Raw genomic sequence first — 19,933 nt, 5'->3', positions numbered from 1 at the left:
ATAAATATTCACTTCTTTTTAGGTTGTTTGCTCTATATAAATGAGAATAACTATCAATTCGTTGACATATAAATAACAATCATTATCATCTATTTGTTTTTTTAATGTCTCTGGATTCCGTATGATCATGTATAGACTGTTCTTTTTAACCTGTATTGCTCTTCTTGCCCACTCTACTGCTTTTGCGGCACCAGCAGAAAGAATTGCTGTTGCTGGTGGTTCTATTACCGAAATCATTTATCGTCTTGGCGAGCAAGATCGTATTGTTGGTGTTGACTCAACTAGCCAGTATCCGGAAGAGGCTAAAAAATTCCCTTTACTCGGTTACGTTCGTAATGTTTCTGTTGAAGGTGTCTTGTCTCTTAATCCTGATTTGTTGCTTGGTGAAGATGATACTGGTCCGACTAAAGCGCTTGAGCAAATTTCGGCGGTAGGAGTTAAAACGGTCATCATAGAAAAAGACAACAGTATTCCAGCCCTGCAAGAAAAAATTACTCAAGTCGCTAAATTACTAGGGGTCGAGAGTGAAGGGCAGAACCTTCTAGATGATATACAAATAGACATTGATGCACTCACTTATGCGAAGCAGCATTTATCTGCCTCGTCGAAAACGAATCCTCCTAGCGTATTATTTCTGCTGACTATTGGTAATGGTACGCCTATCGCAGCAGGTAACACTACTTCTGCCAATACTGTGATTGAAGAAGCGGGTGGGGCAAATGCACTAGCGCAATACAAAGGCTGGACAAAACTTTCGCCAGAGTCGGTATTGGAGATCAATCCAGATGTCATTGTTGTTATGAATCGCGGTCAGGATGTCTTTGAACAAGTAAGTGCCTTACCTCATTTCAAATACACAGAAGCAGTGAAGAATAAGGCTGTTTATACCATTGACGGCAGTTATTTACTTGGCTTTGGTCCTCGTACACCTCAGGCGATAGTTGAATTAGGTACTATGATTCATAAAGAGTTTCCTTTGCCAAAAGGTTATGAATTTCGCTATGAGCATGGCGTTGCATCGACAACTGGGCATTAAATAATGTTAGAAACCTTGTCTCTTTCCAATGCTCAGCGCAGTAAACGCCAATGTATGGCAGTGCCATTTACTTTGGTTTTGCTGTTTTTTGCAGCTTTTTTGTCTATGGCTGTTGGCGCTGTTTCTTTGTCTATACATGATATTTTTGATTATATCAGCCATGGCTTTGCGGCTTCTCATAGTACTCTAAGTGTAAATGTCTTATTTGAAATAAGATTACCTCGAACCATACTTTCTATGGCTGTTGGTGCTGCGCTCGGTATATGTGGTGCGGCAATGCAAGCCCTTTTCAGGAATCCACTTGCTGATCCAGGTCTAATTGGCGTTGCAGGGGGCGGCGCATTAGGTGCTGTTACTGTTATTGTGCTTGGCAACTCAATGTTCCCTGAAGTAATGGAAATTGTCGGTCTTTATGCGTTGCCGATAGGGGCGATGATTGGTTGTTTAGGTGTTTGCGCGATTATATATAAGTTAAGTAATAGACAGGGGCAATTCACCATTATTACCTTGTTACTTGCTGGTATTGCGGTAAACGCAATAGTGGGTTCTTTAATTGGTATTTTGACGTTAGTAAGTAGTGATAGCGAATTAAGGGAACTTACTTTTTGGACCATGGGGAATTTGGGGGGCAATAGTTGGTCGTTGATATTGCCTGTGGTGATATTGATATCTATTAGTGTGATTGGCCTTAGTCGACTGGCGAAACAGCTTAATTTATATCTGCTTGGTGAAAGGCAGGCTCAACATCTTGGTATTGAGGTGTCACAGCTTAAGAAGCAAGTTTTTCTTTATACTGCTATGGCTGTTGGGGCTGCCGTATCCATTAGTGGAATGATAGGTTTTGTAGGCTTTGTCGTTCCTCATTTAGTTCGGATTCTTATAGGGCCAGACCATCGTTTTTTATTCCCTGCCAGTATGTTGCTTGGTGCCTGCTTTCTAACGATAACAGATGTGATCGCACGGATAATGATAATCCCTGCTGAATTACCTATTGGGCTTGTTACCAGTGCTCTTGGTGGGCCTTTCTTTTTGTTCGTTTTGTACAAGCAAACAAGCCGATATTAATATTTAAGGTTCATAGGGGCTTATTATGTGTATCAACATTGAATCTTTATCTATTTCTATCGATAAAAAAAGACTGCTAAATACGATTGATTTAGTCATTGAACCAAATGAATTGACGGTCATTATTGGGCCTAATGGCGCGGGTAAATCAACCTTATTAAAAGCTTGTTCGGGAGATATGCCCCCTACAAGTGGTGATATATGTATTAATCAAGAGTCTATTGGTTCTTTCAGTTCGGCTAAACTTGCGAAAACACGAGCGGTGATGACTCAGTCCTATGAGATGGGTTTTGGTTTTACCGCAGTTGAAATCGTTTCTATGGGGTGCTTCTCTTACGAAAACAAAATATCTCAGCAACAAAAACGAGAGATTATAAGAGATGTAATGAATTTCATGGAGATAGCACATCTTGCTGAGCGTAACTTTATGACGCTGTCTGGTGGTGAGCAACAGCGTACACAGCTTGCTAGAGTGCTTGCCCAATTATGGCTTCCATATGAACAAGAAGAACCACGGTATCTGTTCCTTGATGAGCCAACATCCAGTCTTGATGTGTTTCATCAATATCATGTGTTATCTCTTGCGAAAGAGCTAACAAAACGCAATATTGGTGTGCTTGCTGTTGTTCATGATTTGTCATTGGCAGCAAGTTTTGCAGATCAATTAGTCTTAATAAATCATGGGGAAATTGTGACGAAAGGGAAGCCAGAAAGTGTTTTACAAAGATCGCATCTTGCGGATGTTTATGGCATCAAAGCAGAATATTATCATCACTCAGTTACGGCAAAGCCTTCCGTGTTAATGGATAGGAAGCAATAAGAAGTGAGTAGAATTGAGAGGAAGAAGCTCTAAGGTTTTTTCTAGATTCTAGAGCTTCTTTTGTTTTATTAATAATTGAATTTTAGAGTGTTGCTTCGATTAAAGCTTTCCATTTTGGATTCTCTGGTTTTCTTTCTGTTCGTTGTCCGAAAAATTGTGCAATTTGCCTGCTTTCTGCATCGTATAATTCTAACGATGTGATTATGCCGCTATCACTTGGCTTGCGAACGACCCAGGCACTGGCAATTCCTGATGTTAGTAAGTGAAGGTTAAATTCAGGGTCAAGAATATTTAGCCAGTCTCCCATTTTAACCACGCGATTTATTTCACCTGAGTGAATTTGAATGCCGCCATGGTTCCCAACAAAACACATGATGGGGATTTGTTCTTCAGCTAGTTTGGTCAATGTTTCTTCGAGCTTAGCTGGTTCAAAGCGTTCAGCAAACTTTTTCCAACCAAGTTGAAAGCTTGCTCACGGGACACATTGTGTTCTTTGAGTAACCCCATAAATTGGTGTACGTCCGTCATGTTCGACCAATCGGTAATCAGCTTTTCTTTATTAACTTTACTGTCTTCTGCGAAGTTTTCTGTTGTAGGGATATCAGAAAGTGCGATTGGTGTTTCTTGATCCTCATTAGCATGATCTTTTATTAAATCATCGAAAGCTTGAAAATCACTCTCTGGTTGTAAATATAACTTTTGAATGGCTGAGCCAGCTTCATCAAAGAATTGCAAGCTATAACGATCACCTTTCTCTAATGTTTCTTTCACTGCAAAGCCGTGCTTCCATCGTTTTAGAAATAATCGTAAATCAATGCGCCTATCGTCGGAGATAATTAGTCCCATTCCCATAGGGCCGCCGACTTTTACATTACTGTAAATACCTTTTCGCTCATGAACTGCATAGTCGTTTCTCAACAGGATCATTACATAGCCTAAAGTTGGTAGGGCTTTAATAATGTCTTTGAAAGAACTGTTTAAACGAATGCTTTGTAAACCAATTTGAGCATCAATTAACTGGGCTTCGCTAACGCCTAGTGCGCCGGCAATATCACGTCGTCGCATTTTTGGGTTTTCTGTCATGTGCTGATCATATTGTTGATTAAGCTGAGTTTTCAAGGCTGGACGACTAAACCTATTCTCTAAAGGCATACACCTCTCCATTTTGTTCAAAGATTGATATTAGAAATGTCTTAACAAACTATCTTGACATTATAAAATATAAAAAATAATATCGGAAACGATCTTGATAATGATAATGATTATTATTACAAATGTATAATCAAATAAGCCCATATCAAATTAATTTTTGTTTTTAATGACTTCATATATGAAAAGTATGAATGAGGAAAAATTGGATGTTTGTAAAAAATCACATAGCAACAAGCGTACTGCTCTTTTCAGCAAGTGTGGCGGCAACCCATTTACAGGCTGCAGAAGCTACGGATCAAGAAATTGATACGGTTGTCATTACCGCTAAATCTATGCAAGACCTTGAAAATCAAGGGGCATCTGTAAACGTCATTACAGCAGAAGAGATTAGCCAATCGAATGCGCAGTCTATCAAAGATGTTCTAGTCGAAGTCGCTGGTATTAATCTGACAAGTAATTCAAGCTCTATTTCAGGCCGCCAAAACATTAGTATTCGCGGTTCAGACTCCAGTCATGTCTTGATTCTTGTTGATGGTAATGTTGTTTCTGGTACGGATGCACAAATTGGTCACTCTGACTTTCAGTATAATTGGGTTCCGATGAATGCAATTGAACGTATTGAAATCATTAAGGGCTCAAGCAGTGCTTTGTATGGTTCGCAAGCTATTGGTGGTGTTATTAATATAATCACCAAAAAGAATGTGGAGAAGTTTAACGGCAACATTGGCGTCAAATATGGTAATAGTGCAGATGATGGTGGTGATTTGTTCACTACAACCTTTAATGGCGGCGCCAAAGTAACGGATAAGCTTTCGATCTCTGTGAGTGCTGAGAAGTCAGATTTGGATGCGGTAAGAGATGAAGACAGTTCTACAACGACAAAGATTGAAGGCAAAGAACTGGTTAATGGAATGGTGCGCTTTAAATATGATTTAGACGACACACAATCTTTTGAAGGCTCTATCCTTTCTGGTGCTGAGGATCGTTATCAAGTCGATGATGAATTGTATTATGACATAGAGCGCCTCAACTACTCACTCGGTTATAATAAAGATTTTGGGAAAAACAAATTATCTGTTGATGGTTATGTGACTGACTCTGATACACATTATAATAGCTCGTATGGTAGTGCATATTCATACACACATAATCTCACAAACTCTGTAATACGAAGTGAACTAGATTTTAATTCATTTGATAAGCATTACTTGGTAGCAGGTGCAGAGTACAATCTTGAAGAGTATAGCAAAGAATACGACACTAGCTCTTCTAGCGATTTTAGTGCAGATAGATATAATGCATCTTTATTTTTCCAAGATGAATATGAGCTAAATGATGACCTAATTTTAACTTACGGGTCACGCTTTGATTATAATGAGAAGTTTGGAGCAGAGTTATCTCCGAAAGTGAATCTGCTATATAAAATCAGTGAGCGTCACGGTATAAGAGCTGGCTATGGGGAAGGCTTCCTAGCACCAACCTTAACTGAAAACTCTTCTAGTTACGTGGCAAGCCATGGCTCTACATCTTTTCAAGGTAATGATGATCTTGAAGCAGAAACATCCCAGAGTTTTGAAATCGGTTACGAATATAATTCTGACCTAACCAAATTTAAAGCGGCTATTTTCCAAACAGACGTGGATAATCTCATCACATACGAAAGTATATCTACTTCTGTATACCAATATACCAATGTGGACTCTGCAACCATCAAAGGTTTTGAGCTTGAAGTAAGCCAGGAAATCAATAAAAGCAATAAACTTAATTTGGCTTACCATTACCTCCAAACAGAAGATGATAATGGTGATGAACTATCTTACAGACCAGATCACACATTAACAGCTAGGCTAGTATCAAGCCTTCCTCTTGGTATTCAGGCCACATTTGCGGCGAATTATACCGGAGAGCAATATGATGGCAGTGATTATTACGATAGTTACACGGTCTACAGCACTCAATTCTCCAAAGAGTTTGCAAATCAAATTACGGCGCGTGTAGGTGTTGATAACCTTACTAATGTAGACCTTGATGGCGAGCCAAATGATATCAAAGGAAGATTGGTGTATGCGGGGCTAAACTACGCGTTTTAATTGAGTAGATAAAATCTAACGATTTCATTAAGTTGTAATACTTTAAGCCCAACCTAACGGATACTGAACTTTCTTCTAGTATTCGCTAAGTTGGGCTTATTTATTCTATATCTATTGCAAAGTAGGTCGATTCTTATAGCAGGAATAGAGAGGTTATATCGCTTAGGTTTACTTAGTATTTCAATCTGATATTGTGCACCATGTATTGTCTATTAATAGTCGATACTTAGCTTTTATCTCCAGTTTATTGTTTTAATTATGAGGCTTTTTTATGGTGGACTCTTTGCGCATTTTTCGTCGAATGACAATGCCTGATCTTATTCGTGTCCATCGTTATCAAACCTTGCCAGAGCAAGGGCCGAAAGTGCTTTTCTTCAGTGGCGGCTCGGCGTTGAATAAGATCAGCCGAGTGTTTAAAGAGTACACGCATCACTCTATTCATCTTGTTACACCGTTTGATTCTGGTGGCAGCTCTGCGCGTTTGCGAGCTGAGTTTGATATCCCTGCGGTAGGCGATTTACGCAGTCGATTAATGGCGTTGGCGGATGAAACTGTCATGGGGCAGCCAGAAGTGTATGCTTTGTTTACACACAGATTAAGTCAAAATGACTCTCCTGAAGCGCTCAAAATACAATTGCAGCAACTTGTTTCTGGGCAGCATCCTTTAATTGAGAGTATTCCTAATCCCATGAAAGCGCTTATTCAGGCGCAGTTGGCGGTGACTCAGGCTCGAATTAATGAAAGTTTCGATTTGAGAGGCGCAAGCATTGGTAATCTGATTATTGCTGGTGGCTACTTAAATAACTTTCAGCAACTTGATCCTATCGTGTTCCTGTTTTCTCGTTTGGTGAAAACATTGGGCGATGTAAAAACCACTGTGGATGCCAGTTTCCATCTGGGTGTAGAGTTGGAAAATGGGCAAGTTGTTTTAGGTCAGCACAATATTACAGGGAAAGAAACAGAAGCATTATCCAGCCCAATCAAAAAAATGTGGCTAAATCGCGGATTACGAGCGGTTTCTCCCATTAATCAACTCATAGCAGATGACCGTAAAGACGCCATAGAAAGTGCGGATTTGATTTGTTATCCCCCTGGTAGTTATTACAGTAGTCTTTTGGCGAACTTGTTATCGGAAGGCGTGGGTCGTGCTATCTGCCAGAACCCGAATCCTAAAGTATATTTGCCTAATTTAGGCGTCGATCCAGAACAGCAAGGTTTGTCACTAATGGAAAGGGTAAAGCGTCTGGTCGGCACTGTATTAGCGGATTTAGGTGAAGAAAAACCAAGTTTTTCGGCATTGGATTATCTTCTTTTAGATGATGCTTATGATTACGGTTTTGTCGATATTGGGGGTTGGATCGACTTGGTATTAGTGTCATAAAAACCTCTCTTATTAGTACGAAACCCAATAAATACGATGAAAGGCTTGTGTCTGTCGCGTTACTGTCTTGCGTTTGACTCTGTGGTGTGAGGTAAAAATAGAAGTCTATACTATGCTAAAGTAATGAAACTTTACGCTAAGTAACACTTTTGTCATTTTAGTGAAGCCATGTAGGATGTCATAGTACACGTTAGAAACACTCTAATATTAAGAGGCAGTAATGAGTACACGAGTGCTGATATGCGATGACTCAAAAATCGCGAGAAAACAGCTAACTAGAATTTTACCAACGGATTGGGATGTCGAAGTTGAGTATGCAGAACATGGCCAAGAAGCCTTAGACATTTTATCGTCTTCTGTATTTGATATTTTATTTTTAGATTTGAATATGCCAGTAAAAGACGGCTATGAAACGCTCGAAGCGCTTCAGTCTTTTGCTCAATCTCCTGCCGTTATTGTGGTCTCCGGTGATGTTCAGCCAAAAGCGATCGAGCGAGTGAAAAACATGGGTGCGGTGGCATTCCATAAAAAACCTGCCGAGGCGGACGAACTTCGCGCCTTACTTATTTCTTTAGGGCTCTTTTCTTCAAGTCAAAACGAGAGCCAAACGAATACCAATGTCGTTACGGCGGCAGAGCAGTTTTCGCTTAATGAGTGTTTGCAAGAAATCTCGAACATCGCCATGGGGCGTGCGGCCAGTGTTCTGGCGAATATGCTGAATGTTTTTATCAAATTACCTGTTCCTAAAGTAAATATCCTTGAAGTGGGTGAGCTTCAAATGGCGCTGGATTACAGTGTTAAAGAGGACAGTTGTTCTGCGGTATCTCAAGGTTTTGTTGGTTCTGGTATTGCGTTTGAAGCATTGCTTATTTTTAGTGATTCGAGCTTTCCTGATATGGCGGAATTGCTGGGTGTAACGGAGGAAATTACAAGAGAGTTAGAAACCGAGCTTTTGATGGATGTTTCTTCCGTTCTTGTTGGTCCTTTTATGCAAGCCATTGGCAAGCAGTTGAACATTGATTTCAGCCACAGTCACCCAGTTCTACTGGGGCAGCACGTTAAAATAAAAGACATTATTAATGCTAAGAAAACGACTTGGAAGCGTACTTTGGCTGTTGAGATCGTCTATGAAGTAGAAAACTATCAAATAAATTGCGACTTAATGCTGTTGTTCACCGAAGATTCAGTAGCAACGCTTGAGAACCTGTTATCGTTTTTGGCTGAGGATGAATAATGAAAGAGTCAGAAGGGTTAGCTGATTTTCATTGGATGTTTGATATGCTCCATCATATTGATGTGGGGCTTGTCGTATTGAATATAAAGTATGAGATACAGCTTTGGAATAGCTTTATGGAAAACCACAGTGGTGTGAGCTCTTCTATTGCGAAGCAGCAGTCACTATTAACGCTTTTTCCAGATTTAGATACGAGTTGGTTACGTCAGAAGCTCGATAATGTGTTTGGCTTGAAAACGCCTATATTTATCTCTTGGGAGCAAAGGCCGAATTTATTCCCTTTTAAAAGCTACCGACCCATCACAGGTGTTTCGGATAAGATGTACCAGAATGTGGCAATTAGGCCGATCTCTGAGCCAGATGGCTCGATCAAGCATCTTTGTTTAGTGGTTTATGATGTCACGGATATTGCGGTCAATAAAACAGCTTTATCGACTGCGAATGCAAGATTACAGAGATTGACTAAGGCCTTATCGAAATAAGATAAGGCCAGTTCATGCATTAGGCTTTATGAGCTTTATAAAGGTCGGCTAGCTCGTTAGAAAGGTGGTTGCCAAGCAGGCATTCACCTTGAGGGTCGATGAGTACGTGCCCATTCATTGCTTCTCGGCCGAGAAGCATTCTGTATCCCATGCTGTCTCGGTTTGTTAGTGTCACTTCGACGTTCCATGTTTTTTCGCCAAGAGACAGAGACGTGCTAATCACAGGGCGTTTTTCTTTGTCGCCGCTGGAGCTTTTAATCACTCTTTGGTCGATTAATGGCGCTTCACAATGAACGGTTGTTTTTCGGTTGCCCTTTAATGGATGAACGTCAAATCGAACCCAATGCTCTTCATCTTTCATAAAGCGCTGAATATTGATGGCGTGCAATGAGGATGTTTTTGCGCCAGAATCTACTCTAGCTTTGATGGCTGGTATGTTAAGAGAGGGGAATGCACACCACTCGTCGCTACCAATGATCATTTTGGATTCGCTTAACTGATCCATAGATTTGAAGACACCTTTGAAAATATTAGCAATAGTAAGTTCATCTGTTGATAGCCATGTTTTATAGCGTAAAAGCAGTATGAGGTTAAGTTTTATTTCACCAAAAATAGGCTTATCTGCTTTGTTGAATTGTCAGTATCACTACAAACTATTGTAATCGTATCATCTGAAGTTAATATGTGTTCACAATAAACATTTAACGGAGTTGTTAATGAATGGCCGACTGATAAAAGAGTTGGAAGAGCTAGGTGGTGAGATTCGCCCAGCAAGCTTGAAAAAGTGCGATGAGATCATCATTGATCAACCCGGCTTTAGCGCAGCGATTGCGTTATGGGGAGGGCATTTAGAGAGCTTTATTCCTACTGGTCAAGAGGACCTTTTATTTCAATCTGAGAACCTAGGTGGAAAAGGGCGTTTTGAACGTCGTCATTTTGGTGTTCCAGTATGTTGGCCTTGGTTTGGGGCGAATGAAGAGCATGATGACTACCCAGCCCATGGTTTGGCTCGATATTTCCGTTGGGAGCTCATTGAAGCGGGTCATTTCAAAAATGGCGATGTGAAAATCGTGATTCGTCTTGCTTCCGAGGATCATCCTTTAATCGAAGAAATGTGGCCACATGCCTTTGAATTAAGACAAGTATTTCGATTCTCCAATAAAGGCTTCAGAATCAATTTTTCTGCAGCTAACTTATCTGATAAACCTATGCCAATCAGCGAAGCCTTACATACGTATTTCAATGTGGCTGATAACAAAGCAGCAGAGGTGCATGGTTTAGATCAGATCACTTATGTTGATAAGTTTGACAATAGCGAGAAGAAGCTGCAAGAAGGCATAGTGACACCATGTGATTGCATGGATCGAGTGTATTTATCCGCGCCAGATGAATGTGAGATTCAAGACCCTATCTTCAATCGTAAGATTGTTATTCAGACGGAAGGAAGTCAAAGCACGGTTTTATGGAACCCTGGTGCTGAGCTTGCTAAAAAACGAACAGATATGGAAGACGAAGAATATCGTCGTTTTGTCTGTGTCGAAGCTGCGAATGTTCTGACAGACGGCTATGAAATTGCGCCGGGCAGCATACATCAGCTTAAGTTAAAGGTGAAACTCAAACCTTTGGCCGATGAAGAGTAAAAACATCGTATAAACAAGAAACCCCACTGGGCATATGCCGAGTGGGGTTTCTTTTTGTCTCACTTACAGGTTCAGATAAAGCTGAACCTGTAAGTGACTAATCGATATTGTATTCCATGATCAATGGAGCATGATCAGAGAAACGTTGACCTTTGTAAATACTACCGCCTTGAATCAGGTTTTTGATGCCAGGAGTGGTGATTTGATAATCTAAACGACCACCTTCATCTAATTTCCAAGCGCGTTCGTAGTCCGGCCACCAAGTGTACTGTTTGTCCTGTTTGTTTACTTGGCGAAACGCATCAATGTATTCCATTTCATTGAAGATCTCGTTTATCCATTTACGTTCTTCTGGCAAGAAACCAGAGTTGCGTTGATTAACGAACCAGCTGCTTACATCAATTGGCGAGCGCGCCACATTGGCGGTACCACAGAAAATAAATTCACGACGCTTACGGCGTGTTTTTATTAAATGGTTTTTGAAGCCTTCCATAAAGCGGTATTTGTGCTCTTGTAACGCTTCTTCATGATTTGAGCCATGAGGCGTTAAAAAAGTACCGATACTTACTTTATCGAAATCCGCTTGAATAAAACGACCTTCGAAATCACATTCGGTAAAACCCATGCCGGTCATAATGGCTTTAGGCATGGTTTTGCAATAAATCGCAACACCTGCCTGATCTGGGTTTTCCATTGAGTCAAAAAAGTAAGTATTGAACTCTGGTGGAAAGAAAACACTGTCATTTAAACTGCGTTCATCTGTCTGTATATCCTGTAGACATACAACATCTGGGTTCTGACGAACCATCCATTCAAAAAAGCCGCGATCGGCTGCTTGTCTTATACCGTTTACATTAAGGCTGATGACCTTCATTTCTGGTCCCTACAATTCCTAGCCGTGTGTTATATTAGCGTCTATCCAAAGTTGGCATGGCTTCGCTCGATCTTGGCGACGCTGTGTTGTGTATTATTTATCTTTCTGGAGTTGGCATGAAACCTTACCAAAGAGACTTTATCGAATTCGCTATTGAACAAAACGTTTTGCGCTTTGGCGAATTTACTCTCAAATCAGGCCGCGTAAGCCCTTACTTTTTTAATGCTGGCTTATTTAGCTCTGGCCAAGCATTGGCAAAGTTAGGTCGCTTTTACGCTGCCTCACTAATGGAAGCAAATGTTCCATTTGATGTTTTATTTGGCCCTGCCTACAAAGGCATTCCATTGGCAACAACAACCGCTGTTGCGCTTTATGATCACCATGACGTAGATACACCATACGTATTCAACCGCAAAGAAGCAAAGGCTCACGGCGAAGGTGGCTCTCTTGTTGGGGCTCCATTAGAAGGTAACATCATGATTATCGATGATGTTATTACTGCTGGAACCGCTATCCGAGAAGTGATGGCTATTATTCAAGAAGCCAGTGCCACTCCTGCTGGTGTTCTTATTGCCTTAGATCGTCAAGAACGAGGCCAAGGCGAATTGTCTGCCATTCAAGAAGTCGAGCGTGACTTCGGTATGCCTGTTATCAGCATAGTGTCTTTAAATGACATCATGACGTATTTAGCTGAACAAGATGCGCCGGAATTTGCCGAACATCTTGGTGCAGTTAAAGCCTATCGCCATGAATATGGTATCTAATTTAGTGCTAAATCTAGGGTTTGAAAAGTGACTTCAAGCCCTAGCGGTTTATCATCAAGTTTTGTGCCAATACTGCCCATTGATCTTGCCAAACATCCATTGGCTTCACTTTAAATTCGCTGCGTACATAGTGGCGAATTTTCCCTTCGATAATAGCAACAAGAAAATTAGCACTTGGCGTTACGCCCATTGCTGGTCGTAAACCTTGTTTTAAATCTGCTTCGCGAATAACTTGCTTCAACTGAGTTTCAATACGATCAAATACTTGGGCAATGCGAACTCGTAAACGCTCTGTTTCGCCTGCTAGAGCATCTGCTGTTAACAAGCGACACATGCCTGGGTTTTGTTCGGCAAAGCCAAGTATGAGCATGAGTATGGTTTCTATGCGTACAACAACATCGCTTTCGTTTTGAACAATAAGATTGATGCGGGTGAATAGAGATTCTTCAATGAATTCTATTAGGCCTTCAAACATCTTAGCCTTGCTAGGAAAGTGGCGATAAAGCGCCGCCTCAGAAACCCCAACCTGCTTTGCTAAAGCGGCCGTTGTAATGCGTGCACCTGGGCTGCTCTCTAGCATTTGAGCAAGTGCGTGCAGAATCTGTGTGCGACGATCGTTCTTCTTATTGCTCATGTGTCGTATCCAGTTTTAACCCGTATTATTCGTATAGTTTTTAGACTGTCTTTATTCGCCTAACTTGGTGTTGGAAATTAATGTACCAACGCCAGTATCTGTAAAGATTTCCAGTAAGGTAGCATGCGGAACTCGGCCATCAATAATGTGAGCACTTGTGACACCTGAGTTAACAGCAGATAGAGCACAACTGATTTTCGGCAACATACCGCCGTAAATTGTGCCATCAGCAATTAAAGCATCCACTTGAGCCGTGCTTAGGCCAGTTAACACGTTACCTTGCTTGTCTTGTACGCCAGAGATGTTGGTCAACAGCATTAGCTTTTCAGCGCCAACTGCTTCCGCAACTTTGCCTGCAACAAGGTCAGCATTGATGTTGTATGAGTTACCTTCATCATCCACACCAATTGGTGCAATGACAGGGATTAGGTCGCTGCTTTCGAATAATTTTAAGAAGCTTGTATCAATGCTCGCCACTTCACCAACATGGCCAATATCCACTTGCTCTGGTGCTGTCATGCCTTCCGCTTGATGCTTAACGAAAAGCTTTTTGGCTTTTACGAAGCGGCTATCTTTACCTGTGATGCCGATGGCTTTACCGCCTGCTTCACAGATTAAGTTAACGATTTCTTTGTTTACTTGGCCGCCAAGCACCATCTCAACAACATCCATAGTTGCTGTATCAGTAACACGCATGCCATTAATGAATTTTGACTCAATATTAAGCTTGGTCAGCATCTCGCCAATTTGTGGGCCGCCACCATGAACAACGATAGGGTTAATACCAATGGCCTTCATCAAAACGATGTCTCGTGCGAATCCTGCTTGTAAAGACTCATCTGTCATTGCGTTGCCGCCGTATTTGATGACCAATGTTTTACCAGCGAAGCGTTGAATATAAGGCAGTGATTCACTTAAAACCTTAGCAACATCTAAAGCAGACTCACGAGAAAAAGGCACGTATTACATACTCCTATCAATAAGAACAAACTGGCTCGATGACAAAATGCCTCACCGTAAATCTTTACAGTAAAAGAAGAGAGTGTCATCGATAGATAAATTAGTGGATTGTGATGTCAAAACGGTGACAGTCAAGGCTGACAACGAGTGTAAGCAACCACTTAGGGTGGAAATAATAGCGTGATCTAAACGGATTAACTACAGAAATTTGTAATATAATTACAGAGTTAGCGGTCGAAAAAACAAATTTGATTCTTGTGTGCGAGAATGGTTGAGCTATTTGAAAAAGTGATGCGAAATAGGTGAGAAAAACTCATCTATTTCGCATTTTGATATTACTTTGTACCAGTGTGACCAAAGCCGCCTTCGCCGCGTTCAGTGCTTTCAAATTCAGTGACTATATCGAATTCTGCTTGTACAACAGGTAAAAGAACAAGCTGTGCAACACGCTCGCCAGGCTCTATTGTGAAAGTGGTATTTCCACGGTTCCAGCAGGAAACCATCAGTTCCCCTTGATAATCTGAGTCAATTAATCCGACAAGGTTACCCAAAACAATACCGTGCTTGTGGCCTAATCCAGAGCGAGGAAGAATAGTCGCCGCTAAGTTTGGATCTTGGATGTAAATCGATAATCCAGTCGGCAGCAATGTTGTTTCACCTGGAGCAAGCTCAATAGGAGTGTCTAAACAAGCGCGCAAATCTAGGCCAGCAGAGCCTTCAGTTGCATAGGTTGGTAAAGGAATTTCTTTGCCAATTTTGTCGCTTAAAATCTTGAGTTGAATCGCTTGCTTCATATTACTCTCTTTTTAATGTCTTCAATGTACAGAGGGAAACAGCCCTTAAAAAGGTTAGTTCGCCTGAGTGTGTTCGTAGATAAAGTTTACCAGCTGATTAGCAAGCTCGCTTTTGGCTGCTTTGGCTGGCTCCCATGTGTTTTCTTTAGTGATTACTGTGACTTGGTTTTCATCTTTATTAAAACCTATGTCGGAACGAGAGACGTCATTGGCAATAATAATGTCTAGACCTTTGCGCTCTAATTTGCCTTTCGCGTATTCGATCACATTTTGTGTTTCTGCTGCAAAACCTACCATCACTTTTGAGCGCTTTTGTTGGGCAAGAGTCGCAATGATGTCTGGGTTTTTGACAAGAGTAAGCTGAATTTCGTTAGTATCAGATTTCTTCTTCATCTTCTGATCTGTGGCTGTTTTCATTTTAAAGTCTGCCACGGCAGCGGCACCAATAAACACATCCGCTTGTTTTTCCATTGCCTGTTCGCAAGCAGCTAGCATTTCGTCTGCGCTTTTCACTGAAACCAAATTGACACCTTCTGGCGGCGTGCATTGTACTGGGCCGCTAACGAGTGTGACAGTCGCGCCTCGTTGTAATGCTGAAGACGCTAGCGCATAGCCCATTTTTCCTGAGCTGTGATTGCTGATGTAGCGAACAGGGTCGATAGCTTCCATCGTTGGGCCTGCGGTAATGACCCAATGCTGTCCAGCAAGGTCTTGCTTAATGCTTGTTGTTTGAAAATGCTCAGATATGGCGTTAAAAATATCAGCCGGCTCGCTCATTCTTCCTGGGCCAATGTCACCACAGGCTTGCGCACCATCGGCAGGGCCAATGCTTAAAACGCCACGCTCTGCTAATAGTGCTGTATTGGCTTGAGTGGCTGGGTGGCGCCACATGGCTTGGTTCATTGCGGGTGCGATTAAGACAGGAGATTCTGTGGCGATGCATAAGGTAGAAAGTAAATCGTTCGCCATGCCTTGAGTGTAGCGTGCCATGAAATCGGCAGAGGCTGGAGCCACAACAATGAGATCTGCCCATTTGGCTAATTCAATATGACCCATTCCTGCTTCAGCATTTGGGTCGAGTAATGTGCTGCGTACTGGATGGCCTGAGATGGCTTGTAGTGTCATTTCTGTGACGAATGCTTTTGCTCCATCCGTTAGAACGACTTGAACGTCTGCGCCGGCTTTAGTTAATAAACGAATGAGTTCGATGCTTTTATAAGCAGCGATGCCGCCAGTAATGCCTAATAGAATGCGTTTTTGGGCTAGATGTGACATAAAAAACTTCTCAATTCGTTCTGTGATGGATTAAAGTTGATAACGAGGCAGGATGCCTTCTGTTATTCGTTATTTTATTTTGCTGTTGTTGAACTTGACAGCGCTTAAGCAAGATTACCATGGATCAAGGAGCAGATCATGAGTATAAAACATTGGCCCGCAGAGGAAAGACCTCGTGAAAAACTCATACATCAAGGGGCCGAAGCCTTAACCGATGCTGAGTTATTGGCGATTTTTCTGCGAACGGGTACCCAAGGTATTAGTGCTGTTGAGCTTGCTCGACAAGTATTGACCCAATTTGGCGGATTACGTTCCCTTATGTCGGCCAGTCGAGAAGAATTCTGTAAAGGTTTTGGTCTGGGGGACGCAAAATATACCCAATTACAAGCCGTTCTAGAAATGTCGAAACGCCATTTACAAGAACAACTCATGCGCGAAACGGTTTTTAGTAGCGCGGAACACGTCCGAACCTATCTCTCTTCACAATTACGCCATGCTCAGCGGGAAGTCTTTGCGGTTCTGTTTTTGGACTCGCAACACAGACTGATTTGTTATCAAGAACTTTTCATGGGCACCATTGATGCCGCGGCGGTTTACCCGAGGGAAGTGGTGAAAGCAGCATTAAAGTACAACTCAGCGGCGGTTATTCTGGCGCACAATCATCCCAGTGGTGTCGCCGAGCCAAGCCAAGCGGATATCTCGATTACAGGCCGTATTAAAGAAGCCCTTAGCCTTGTTGATGTCAGGTTGTTGGATCATTTTGTGGTTGGCGATGGCGCGCCTGTTTCATTGGCGGAAAGAGGTTTGCTTTAGCAAACTCATTAATTGATCATTTTTTTAACAAAAAGTTTGCCGAATGGTCGATGTTATGGGAGAATTCGCGCCGCTATATCCTCGGTATGGGATTTTTTTGATTCATAAGGAATCATGCTCCGCCTGAGGAAGTGAAACACTTCCAATAATCTTTCTGGATAGCAAAAGGTATTTAATTATGTCTCGCGTATGTCAAGTTACTGGGAAACGCCCTGTTACAGGTAATAACGTTTCTCACTCAAAGCGTCGTACTAAGCGTCGTTTTCTTCCTAACCTTCATTGGCACCGTTTTTGGGTCGAAGGTGAAAACCGTTACATCCGTTTACGTGTATCTTCTAAAGGTATGCGTATTATCGATAAAAAAGGCATCGAAGCAGTTCTTGTTGAAATGCGTGCTAACGGCGAAAAAGTATAAGGATCTGAATCATGGCTTCTAAAGGCGCTCGCGATTTAATTCGCATGGTATCTTCTGCTGGTACTGGTCACTTTTACACAACTGACAAGAACAAGCGAAATACTCCGGATAAACTTGAAATGAAAAAGTTTGATCCAGTTGTACGTAAACACGTTATGTACAAAGAAGCGAAAATCAAATAATTTTTGATTCTTGCCGAAGAAACCGACTCATTGAGTCGGTTTTTTTGTATCTAGTAGAACGTCTTTAATGTTTGTCGAGGTCGCTTATGCCTGAATTGCCAGAAGTGGAAACCACGTTACGTGGTATAGAGCCTCATCTTGTGGGTCGAACCCTCTCTAAGATAGATATTCGTCAACCAAAGCTCCGCTGGCCAATTACGCCAGAGCTGAGCCCTGAAATGGTCGGACAAGAAATTACACACCTTTCTCGTCGCGGTAAGTACATTGGCGTTCATACGGCAAAAGGAACATTAATTGTTCACCTTGGCATGTCTGGTAGTTTGTATTTTGTGCCAGCTCAAACGCCACCTTTGTTTCATGATCATGTGGATTTCTGCTTTGCAGAAGATGAGCCATTGTTGCGTTATACCGACCCTCGCCGTTTTGGCGCTATTTTATGGACGACGAAAGATTGGCTAGAGCATGATTTGTTAAAACATCTTGGCCCAGAGCCTTTGTCTGATGCATTTAATGTAGACATGCTGCACGCTCGGGCGAAAGGTCGCAAAGTGCCAATTAAGACTTTTATTATGGACAGTAAAGTTGTGGTAGGCGCTGGAAATATTTACGCGAATGAAGCGCTTTTTAAAGCCGGCATTCATCCGAGCCGCATGGCGGGCAATATCAGTAAAAAGCGTCTGGCTATATTGGTAGAATGCATTAAGTTGGTGCTGGCAGCTGCAATTAAACAGGGCGGCACCACCTTGAAAGACTTTGTTGGCGGCGATGGAAAGCCAGGGTACTTCAAGCAAGAACTGCTAGTATACGGTCGAGCAGACAAGCCTTGTACGGTTTGTGGCACGACTCTAAAAGAGATTCGACAGGCTCAGCGAAGCACGGTTTATTGCCGAAAATGTCAAACTTGACCTTTTGTTCAGATTAGGCACGAGAATTGCTAATTAATCGTGCTAATAGAGAAATCATGATGTGAGTTTTTGATTGTCTTTACGGTTTTATGTGCAACAATATTGTTAAAAGAGTGCATATTTTATTGCGGTATTTTACTAATGGGTTTATTTTTGACCAATTGGGCAGAAGAATTAACCATATATTTAACTACACTAAAAAGAGGAATTGGAATGAAGGGTATATTTATTGCGTCTGTTACGGCGTTAGCTATCTCATCAACGATGGCTCAAGCAGCAGATCCTGCGGTTGTATATGATCAAGCTGGTAAATATGACAAGTCTTTTAACGAAGGTGTTTATAACGGCGTTAAGAAATACACTTCTGAAACTGGTATTCAAGTTCGTGAATTTGAACCAAAAAACGAAGCTCAGGTAGAACAGGGCCTACGTCGCCTTGCTAACCGTGGTTTCTCTCCAATTGTAACTGTTGGTTTCAACATGACATCAGCGGTTACTAAAGTAGCGCAAGACTTCCCTGATGTTCACTTCACTATCATCGATGGTGTTATCGATCTTCCAAACGTTCAATCTGTTGTGTTTAAAGAGCACGAAGGTTCTTTCATTGTTGGTGCGGTTGCTGCGATGAAGTCTGAAACTGACGCTGTTGGTTTCGTGGGTGGTATGGATATTCCTCTAATTCGTCGTTTTGCTTGTGGTTATGAGCAAGGTGCGAAATACGTTGCTTCCGGTACATCTGTTTACCAAAACATGACAGGTTCTACTGGTGCGGCGTTTAACGACCCAACTAAAGGTTCTGAATTAGCTAAGAGCCAATTCTCTAAAGGCGCGGATGTTGTTTTCGCAGCAGCTGGTGGTACTGGTATCGGTGTTTATCAAGCGGCTAAAGACGAAGGTAAATTTGCTATTGGTGTTGATTCAAACCAAAACCACATCCAGCCAGGTACAATGCTAACGTCTATGGTTAAGCGTGTAGATCTAGCGGCATACAACACTTATAAAGATTCTGCAGCAGGCACTTGGGCGCCAGGTCTAGTGGTTCTTGGTCTAGCTGAAGGCGGTGTTGATTGGGCTCTTGACGACAACAATGCAAGCTTGATTACAGCTGACATGAAAGCGAAGGTAGAAGAAATTCGCGCTAAGATTGTAAGTGGTGAAATCGTTGTTCATGACTACATGTCAGACAACACTTGTAACTACTAAGTTGTAAGATAAAACAGCTGCCTGCCTTTCGCAGGCAGCTGTTTTTTTTGCTCTTATATTTTTTCATTAAATGCGACAACAACAGAGTTTTCATTGGCTTTTGTAGCAGGTAGTTAAGTTATTGCGAGAAAGTAGCAATAAAAACACCTAATGTGTTCTTGGTCTTGATATACACTTAGAGTGTTCCATTTTGAAGCAGATGAATTATTTTTAG

General features: G+C 41.7%; 22 protein-coding genes. 14 read left to right on the top strand and 8 right to left on the bottom strand.

Going from position 1 to position 19,933, the window contains the following annotated elements:
- Positions 1-121: 121 nt before the first annotated feature.
- Genes AC0L46_RS07080 through AC0L46_RS07070 form a run of 3 tightly spaced genes read left to right on the top strand, consistent with a single transcriptional unit; the run spans position 122 to position 2,921 of the window.
- A complete protein-coding gene (locus tag AC0L46_RS07080) occupies positions 122-1,036 on the top strand; it encodes a heme/hemin ABC transporter substrate-binding protein (RefSeq protein WP_473506839.1) in 915 nt (304 codons plus the stop codon).
- A 3-nt stretch (positions 1,037-1,039) separates the two neighbouring features.
- The gene (locus AC0L46_RS07075; RefSeq protein WP_473506837.1) at positions 1,040-2,101 is read left to right on the top strand and encodes a FecCD family ABC transporter permease; all 1,062 of its coding nucleotides are present in this window, start codon (positions 1,040-1,042) and stop codon (positions 2,099-2,101) included.
- Positions 2,102-2,126: 25 nt separating this feature from the next.
- On the top strand, positions 2,127-2,921 hold the full coding sequence (locus AC0L46_RS07070) for a heme ABC transporter ATP-binding protein (RefSeq protein WP_473506835.1): 795 nt from the start codon (positions 2,127-2,129) through the stop codon (positions 2,919-2,921).
- 82 nt (positions 2,922-3,003) lie between these two features.
- On the opposite strand, the gene AC0L46_RS07065 is transcribed toward AC0L46_RS07070, so the two are convergent.
- Positions 3,004-3,327, bottom strand: a complete 324-nt coding sequence (locus AC0L46_RS07065) for a ChuX/HutX family heme-like substrate-binding protein (protein ID WP_473506833.1) — start codon at positions 3,325-3,327, stop codon at positions 3,004-3,006.
- On the bottom strand, positions 3,324-4,073 hold the full coding sequence (locus AC0L46_RS07060; RefSeq protein WP_473506831.1) for a ChuX/HutX family heme-like substrate-binding protein: 750 nt from the start codon (positions 4,071-4,073) through the stop codon (positions 3,324-3,326). Before AC0L46_RS07060 ends, AC0L46_RS07065 begins: the two co-directional genes overlap by 4 nt.
- Before the next feature lie 206 nt (positions 4,074-4,279).
- On the opposite strand from AC0L46_RS07060, the gene AC0L46_RS07055 reads away from it, so the two are divergent.
- From AC0L46_RS07055 to AC0L46_RS07040, 4 genes are all read left to right on the top strand, one after another.
- A complete protein-coding gene (locus tag AC0L46_RS07055; protein WP_473506829.1) occupies positions 4,280-6,163 on the top strand; it encodes a TonB-dependent receptor plug domain-containing protein in 1,884 nt (627 codons plus the stop codon).
- 271 nt (positions 6,164-6,434) lie between these two features.
- Positions 6,435-7,544 carry a GAK system CofD-like protein gene (locus tag AC0L46_RS07050; RefSeq protein ID WP_473506827.1) on the top strand — a complete coding sequence of 370 codons (1,110 nt, stop codon included), beginning with the start codon at positions 6,435-6,437 and terminating at the stop codon, positions 7,542-7,544.
- A 220-nt stretch (positions 7,545-7,764) separates the two neighbouring features.
- Positions 7,765-8,778: a response regulator gene (locus AC0L46_RS07045; protein WP_473506825.1), complete on the top strand. Its 1,014-nt coding sequence runs from the start codon at positions 7,765-7,767 to the stop codon at positions 8,776-8,778.
- On the top strand, positions 8,778-9,260 hold the full coding sequence (locus AC0L46_RS07040; protein WP_473506823.1) for a nitrogen regulation protein NR(II): 483 nt from the start codon (positions 8,778-8,780) through the stop codon (positions 9,258-9,260). The genes AC0L46_RS07045 and AC0L46_RS07040 overlap by 1 nt, the downstream gene beginning before the upstream one ends.
- Positions 9,261-9,279: 19 nt before the next feature.
- Here the strand turns inward: AC0L46_RS07040 and AC0L46_RS07035 are convergent, their stop codons facing one another.
- A complete protein-coding gene (locus tag AC0L46_RS07035) occupies positions 9,280-9,765 on the bottom strand; it encodes an ATP-dependent zinc protease family protein (protein WP_414681151.1) in 486 nt (161 codons plus the stop codon).
- 211 nt (positions 9,766-9,976) lie between these two features.
- Between AC0L46_RS07035 and AC0L46_RS07030 the strand changes: the two genes are divergently transcribed.
- Positions 9,977-10,900 carry a D-hexose-6-phosphate mutarotase gene (locus tag AC0L46_RS07030; RefSeq protein WP_473506821.1) on the top strand — a complete coding sequence of 308 codons (924 nt, stop codon included), beginning with the start codon at positions 9,977-9,979 and terminating at the stop codon, positions 10,898-10,900.
- A 97-nt stretch (positions 10,901-10,997) separates the two neighbouring features.
- Here the strand turns inward: AC0L46_RS07030 and AC0L46_RS07025 are convergent, their stop codons facing one another.
- Complete coding sequence (locus tag AC0L46_RS07025) at positions 10,998-11,774, bottom strand: exodeoxyribonuclease III (RefSeq protein ID WP_317005853.1); 777 nt, start codon at positions 11,772-11,774, stop codon at positions 10,998-11,000.
- A gap of 116 nt (positions 11,775-11,890) precedes the next feature.
- On the opposite strand from AC0L46_RS07025, the gene pyrE reads away from it, so the two are divergent.
- Positions 11,891-12,538, top strand: a complete 648-nt coding sequence (gene pyrE, locus AC0L46_RS07020; RefSeq protein ID WP_473506819.1) for an orotate phosphoribosyltransferase — start codon at positions 11,891-11,893, stop codon at positions 12,536-12,538.
- 40 nt (positions 12,539-12,578) lie between these two features.
- Here the strand turns inward: pyrE and slmA are convergent, their stop codons facing one another.
- From slmA to coaBC, 4 genes are all read right to left on the bottom strand, one after another.
- Entirely contained in the window at positions 12,579-13,172 is a 594-nt protein-coding gene (gene slmA, locus AC0L46_RS07015) for a nucleoid occlusion factor SlmA (RefSeq protein WP_414681153.1), read from the bottom strand.
- Positions 13,173-13,223: 51 nt separating this feature from the next.
- Positions 13,224-14,132, bottom strand: a complete 909-nt coding sequence (gene argB, locus AC0L46_RS07010; RefSeq protein WP_473506817.1) for an acetylglutamate kinase — start codon at positions 14,130-14,132, stop codon at positions 13,224-13,226.
- Between the two features lie 335 nt (positions 14,133-14,467).
- Positions 14,468-14,926, bottom strand: a complete 459-nt coding sequence (gene dut / locus AC0L46_RS07005; protein WP_317005855.1) for a dUTP diphosphatase — start codon at positions 14,924-14,926, stop codon at positions 14,468-14,470.
- A gap of 54 nt (positions 14,927-14,980) precedes the next feature.
- Positions 14,981-16,201 (bottom strand): bifunctional phosphopantothenoylcysteine decarboxylase/phosphopantothenate--cysteine ligase CoaBC, encoded by a 1,221-nt coding sequence (coaBC, locus tag AC0L46_RS07000; RefSeq protein ID WP_473506815.1) that lies wholly within the window; start codon positions 16,199-16,201, stop codon positions 14,981-14,983.
- Positions 16,202-16,339: 138 nt separating this feature from the next.
- Between coaBC and radC the strand changes: the two genes are divergently transcribed.
- The 5 genes from radC to AC0L46_RS06975 all read left to right on the top strand — a co-directional run bounded on the left by radC (position 16,340) and on the right by AC0L46_RS06975 (position 19,719).
- Positions 16,340-17,014 (top strand): RadC family protein, encoded by a 675-nt coding sequence (radC, locus tag AC0L46_RS06995; protein ID WP_414681156.1) that lies wholly within the window; start codon positions 16,340-16,342, stop codon positions 17,012-17,014.
- Positions 17,015-17,192: 178 nt separating this feature from the next.
- Positions 17,193-17,429: a 50S ribosomal protein L28 gene (gene rpmB, locus AC0L46_RS06990; RefSeq protein WP_317005857.1), complete on the top strand. Its 237-nt coding sequence runs from the start codon at positions 17,193-17,195 to the stop codon at positions 17,427-17,429.
- Between the two features lie 11 nt (positions 17,430-17,440).
- Positions 17,441-17,611, top strand: coding sequence for a 50S ribosomal protein L33 (gene rpmG / locus AC0L46_RS06985; protein WP_011978459.1), 171 nt, complete (start codon positions 17,441-17,443; stop codon positions 17,609-17,611).
- Positions 17,612-17,697: 86 nt separating this feature from the next.
- On the top strand, positions 17,698-18,516 hold the full coding sequence (mutM, locus tag AC0L46_RS06980) for a bifunctional DNA-formamidopyrimidine glycosylase/DNA-(apurinic or apyrimidinic site) lyase (RefSeq protein ID WP_473506812.1): 819 nt from the start codon (positions 17,698-17,700) through the stop codon (positions 18,514-18,516).
- A gap of 213 nt (positions 18,517-18,729) precedes the next feature.
- On the top strand, positions 18,730-19,719 hold the full coding sequence (locus tag AC0L46_RS06975; RefSeq protein ID WP_414681158.1) for a BMP family lipoprotein: 990 nt from the start codon (positions 18,730-18,732) through the stop codon (positions 19,717-19,719).
- Positions 19,720-19,933: the final 214 nt, after the last annotated feature.

The organism is Marinomonas sp. 15G6-16, assembly GCF_055809555.1.
The sequence above is the reverse complement of the archived record's forward strand: the minus strand, read 5'-3'. Positions and strand labels throughout refer to the sequence as shown.

What these genes read in the sequence shown, in the direction of transcription:
- slmA (WP_414681153.1), bottom strand. Translation starts at nt 13,172, where the DNA reads ATGAGCAATAAGAAGAACGATCGTCGCACACAGATTCTGCACGCACTT.
- AC0L46_RS07030 (WP_473506821.1), top strand. Translation starts at nt 9,977, where the DNA reads ATGAATGGCCGACTGATAAAAGAGTTGGAAGAGCTAGGTGGTGAGATT.
- coaBC (WP_473506815.1), bottom strand. Translation starts at nt 16,201, where the DNA reads ATGTCACATCTAGCCCAAAAACGCATTCTATTAGGCATTACTGGCGGC.
- radC (WP_414681156.1), top strand. Translation starts at nt 16,340, where the DNA reads ATGAGTATAAAACATTGGCCCGCAGAGGAAAGACCTCGTGAAAAACTC.
- AC0L46_RS07040 (WP_473506823.1), top strand. Translation starts at nt 8,778, where the DNA reads ATGAAAGAGTCAGAAGGGTTAGCTGATTTTCATTGGATGTTTGATATG.
- AC0L46_RS07050 (WP_473506827.1), top strand. Translation starts at nt 6,435, where the DNA reads ATGGTGGACTCTTTGCGCATTTTTCGTCGAATGACAATGCCTGATCTT.
- AC0L46_RS07070 (WP_473506835.1), top strand. Translation starts at nt 2,127, where the DNA reads ATGTGTATCAACATTGAATCTTTATCTATTTCTATCGATAAAAAAAGA.
- AC0L46_RS07045 (WP_473506825.1), top strand. Translation starts at nt 7,765, where the DNA reads ATGAGTACACGAGTGCTGATATGCGATGACTCAAAAATCGCGAGAAAA.
- AC0L46_RS07075 (WP_473506837.1), top strand. Translation starts at nt 1,040, where the DNA reads ATGTTAGAAACCTTGTCTCTTTCCAATGCTCAGCGCAGTAAACGCCAA.
- AC0L46_RS07035 (WP_414681151.1), bottom strand. Translation starts at nt 9,765, where the DNA reads ATGGATCAGTTAAGCGAATCCAAAATGATCATTGGTAGCGACGAGTGG.
- rpmB (WP_317005857.1), top strand. Translation starts at nt 17,193, where the DNA reads ATGTCTCGCGTATGTCAAGTTACTGGGAAACGCCCTGTTACAGGTAAT.
- AC0L46_RS07080 (WP_473506839.1), top strand. Translation starts at nt 122, where the DNA reads ATGATCATGTATAGACTGTTCTTTTTAACCTGTATTGCTCTTCTTGCC.
- AC0L46_RS06975 (WP_414681158.1), top strand. Translation starts at nt 18,730, where the DNA reads ATGAAGGGTATATTTATTGCGTCTGTTACGGCGTTAGCTATCTCATCA.
- dut (WP_317005855.1), bottom strand. Translation starts at nt 14,926, where the DNA reads ATGAAGCAAGCGATTCAACTCAAGATTTTAAGCGACAAAATTGGCAAA.
- pyrE (WP_473506819.1), top strand. Translation starts at nt 11,891, where the DNA reads ATGAAACCTTACCAAAGAGACTTTATCGAATTCGCTATTGAACAAAAC.
- AC0L46_RS07025 (WP_317005853.1), bottom strand. Translation starts at nt 11,774, where the DNA reads ATGAAGGTCATCAGCCTTAATGTAAACGGTATAAGACAAGCAGCCGAT.
- AC0L46_RS07055 (WP_473506829.1), top strand. Translation starts at nt 4,280, where the DNA reads ATGTTTGTAAAAAATCACATAGCAACAAGCGTACTGCTCTTTTCAGCA.
- mutM (WP_473506812.1), top strand. Translation starts at nt 17,698, where the DNA reads ATGCCTGAATTGCCAGAAGTGGAAACCACGTTACGTGGTATAGAGCCT.
- AC0L46_RS07060 (WP_473506831.1), bottom strand. Translation starts at nt 4,073, where the DNA reads ATGCCTTTAGAGAATAGGTTTAGTCGTCCAGCCTTGAAAACTCAGCTT.
- rpmG (WP_011978459.1), top strand. Translation starts at nt 17,441, where the DNA reads ATGGCTTCTAAAGGCGCTCGCGATTTAATTCGCATGGTATCTTCTGCT.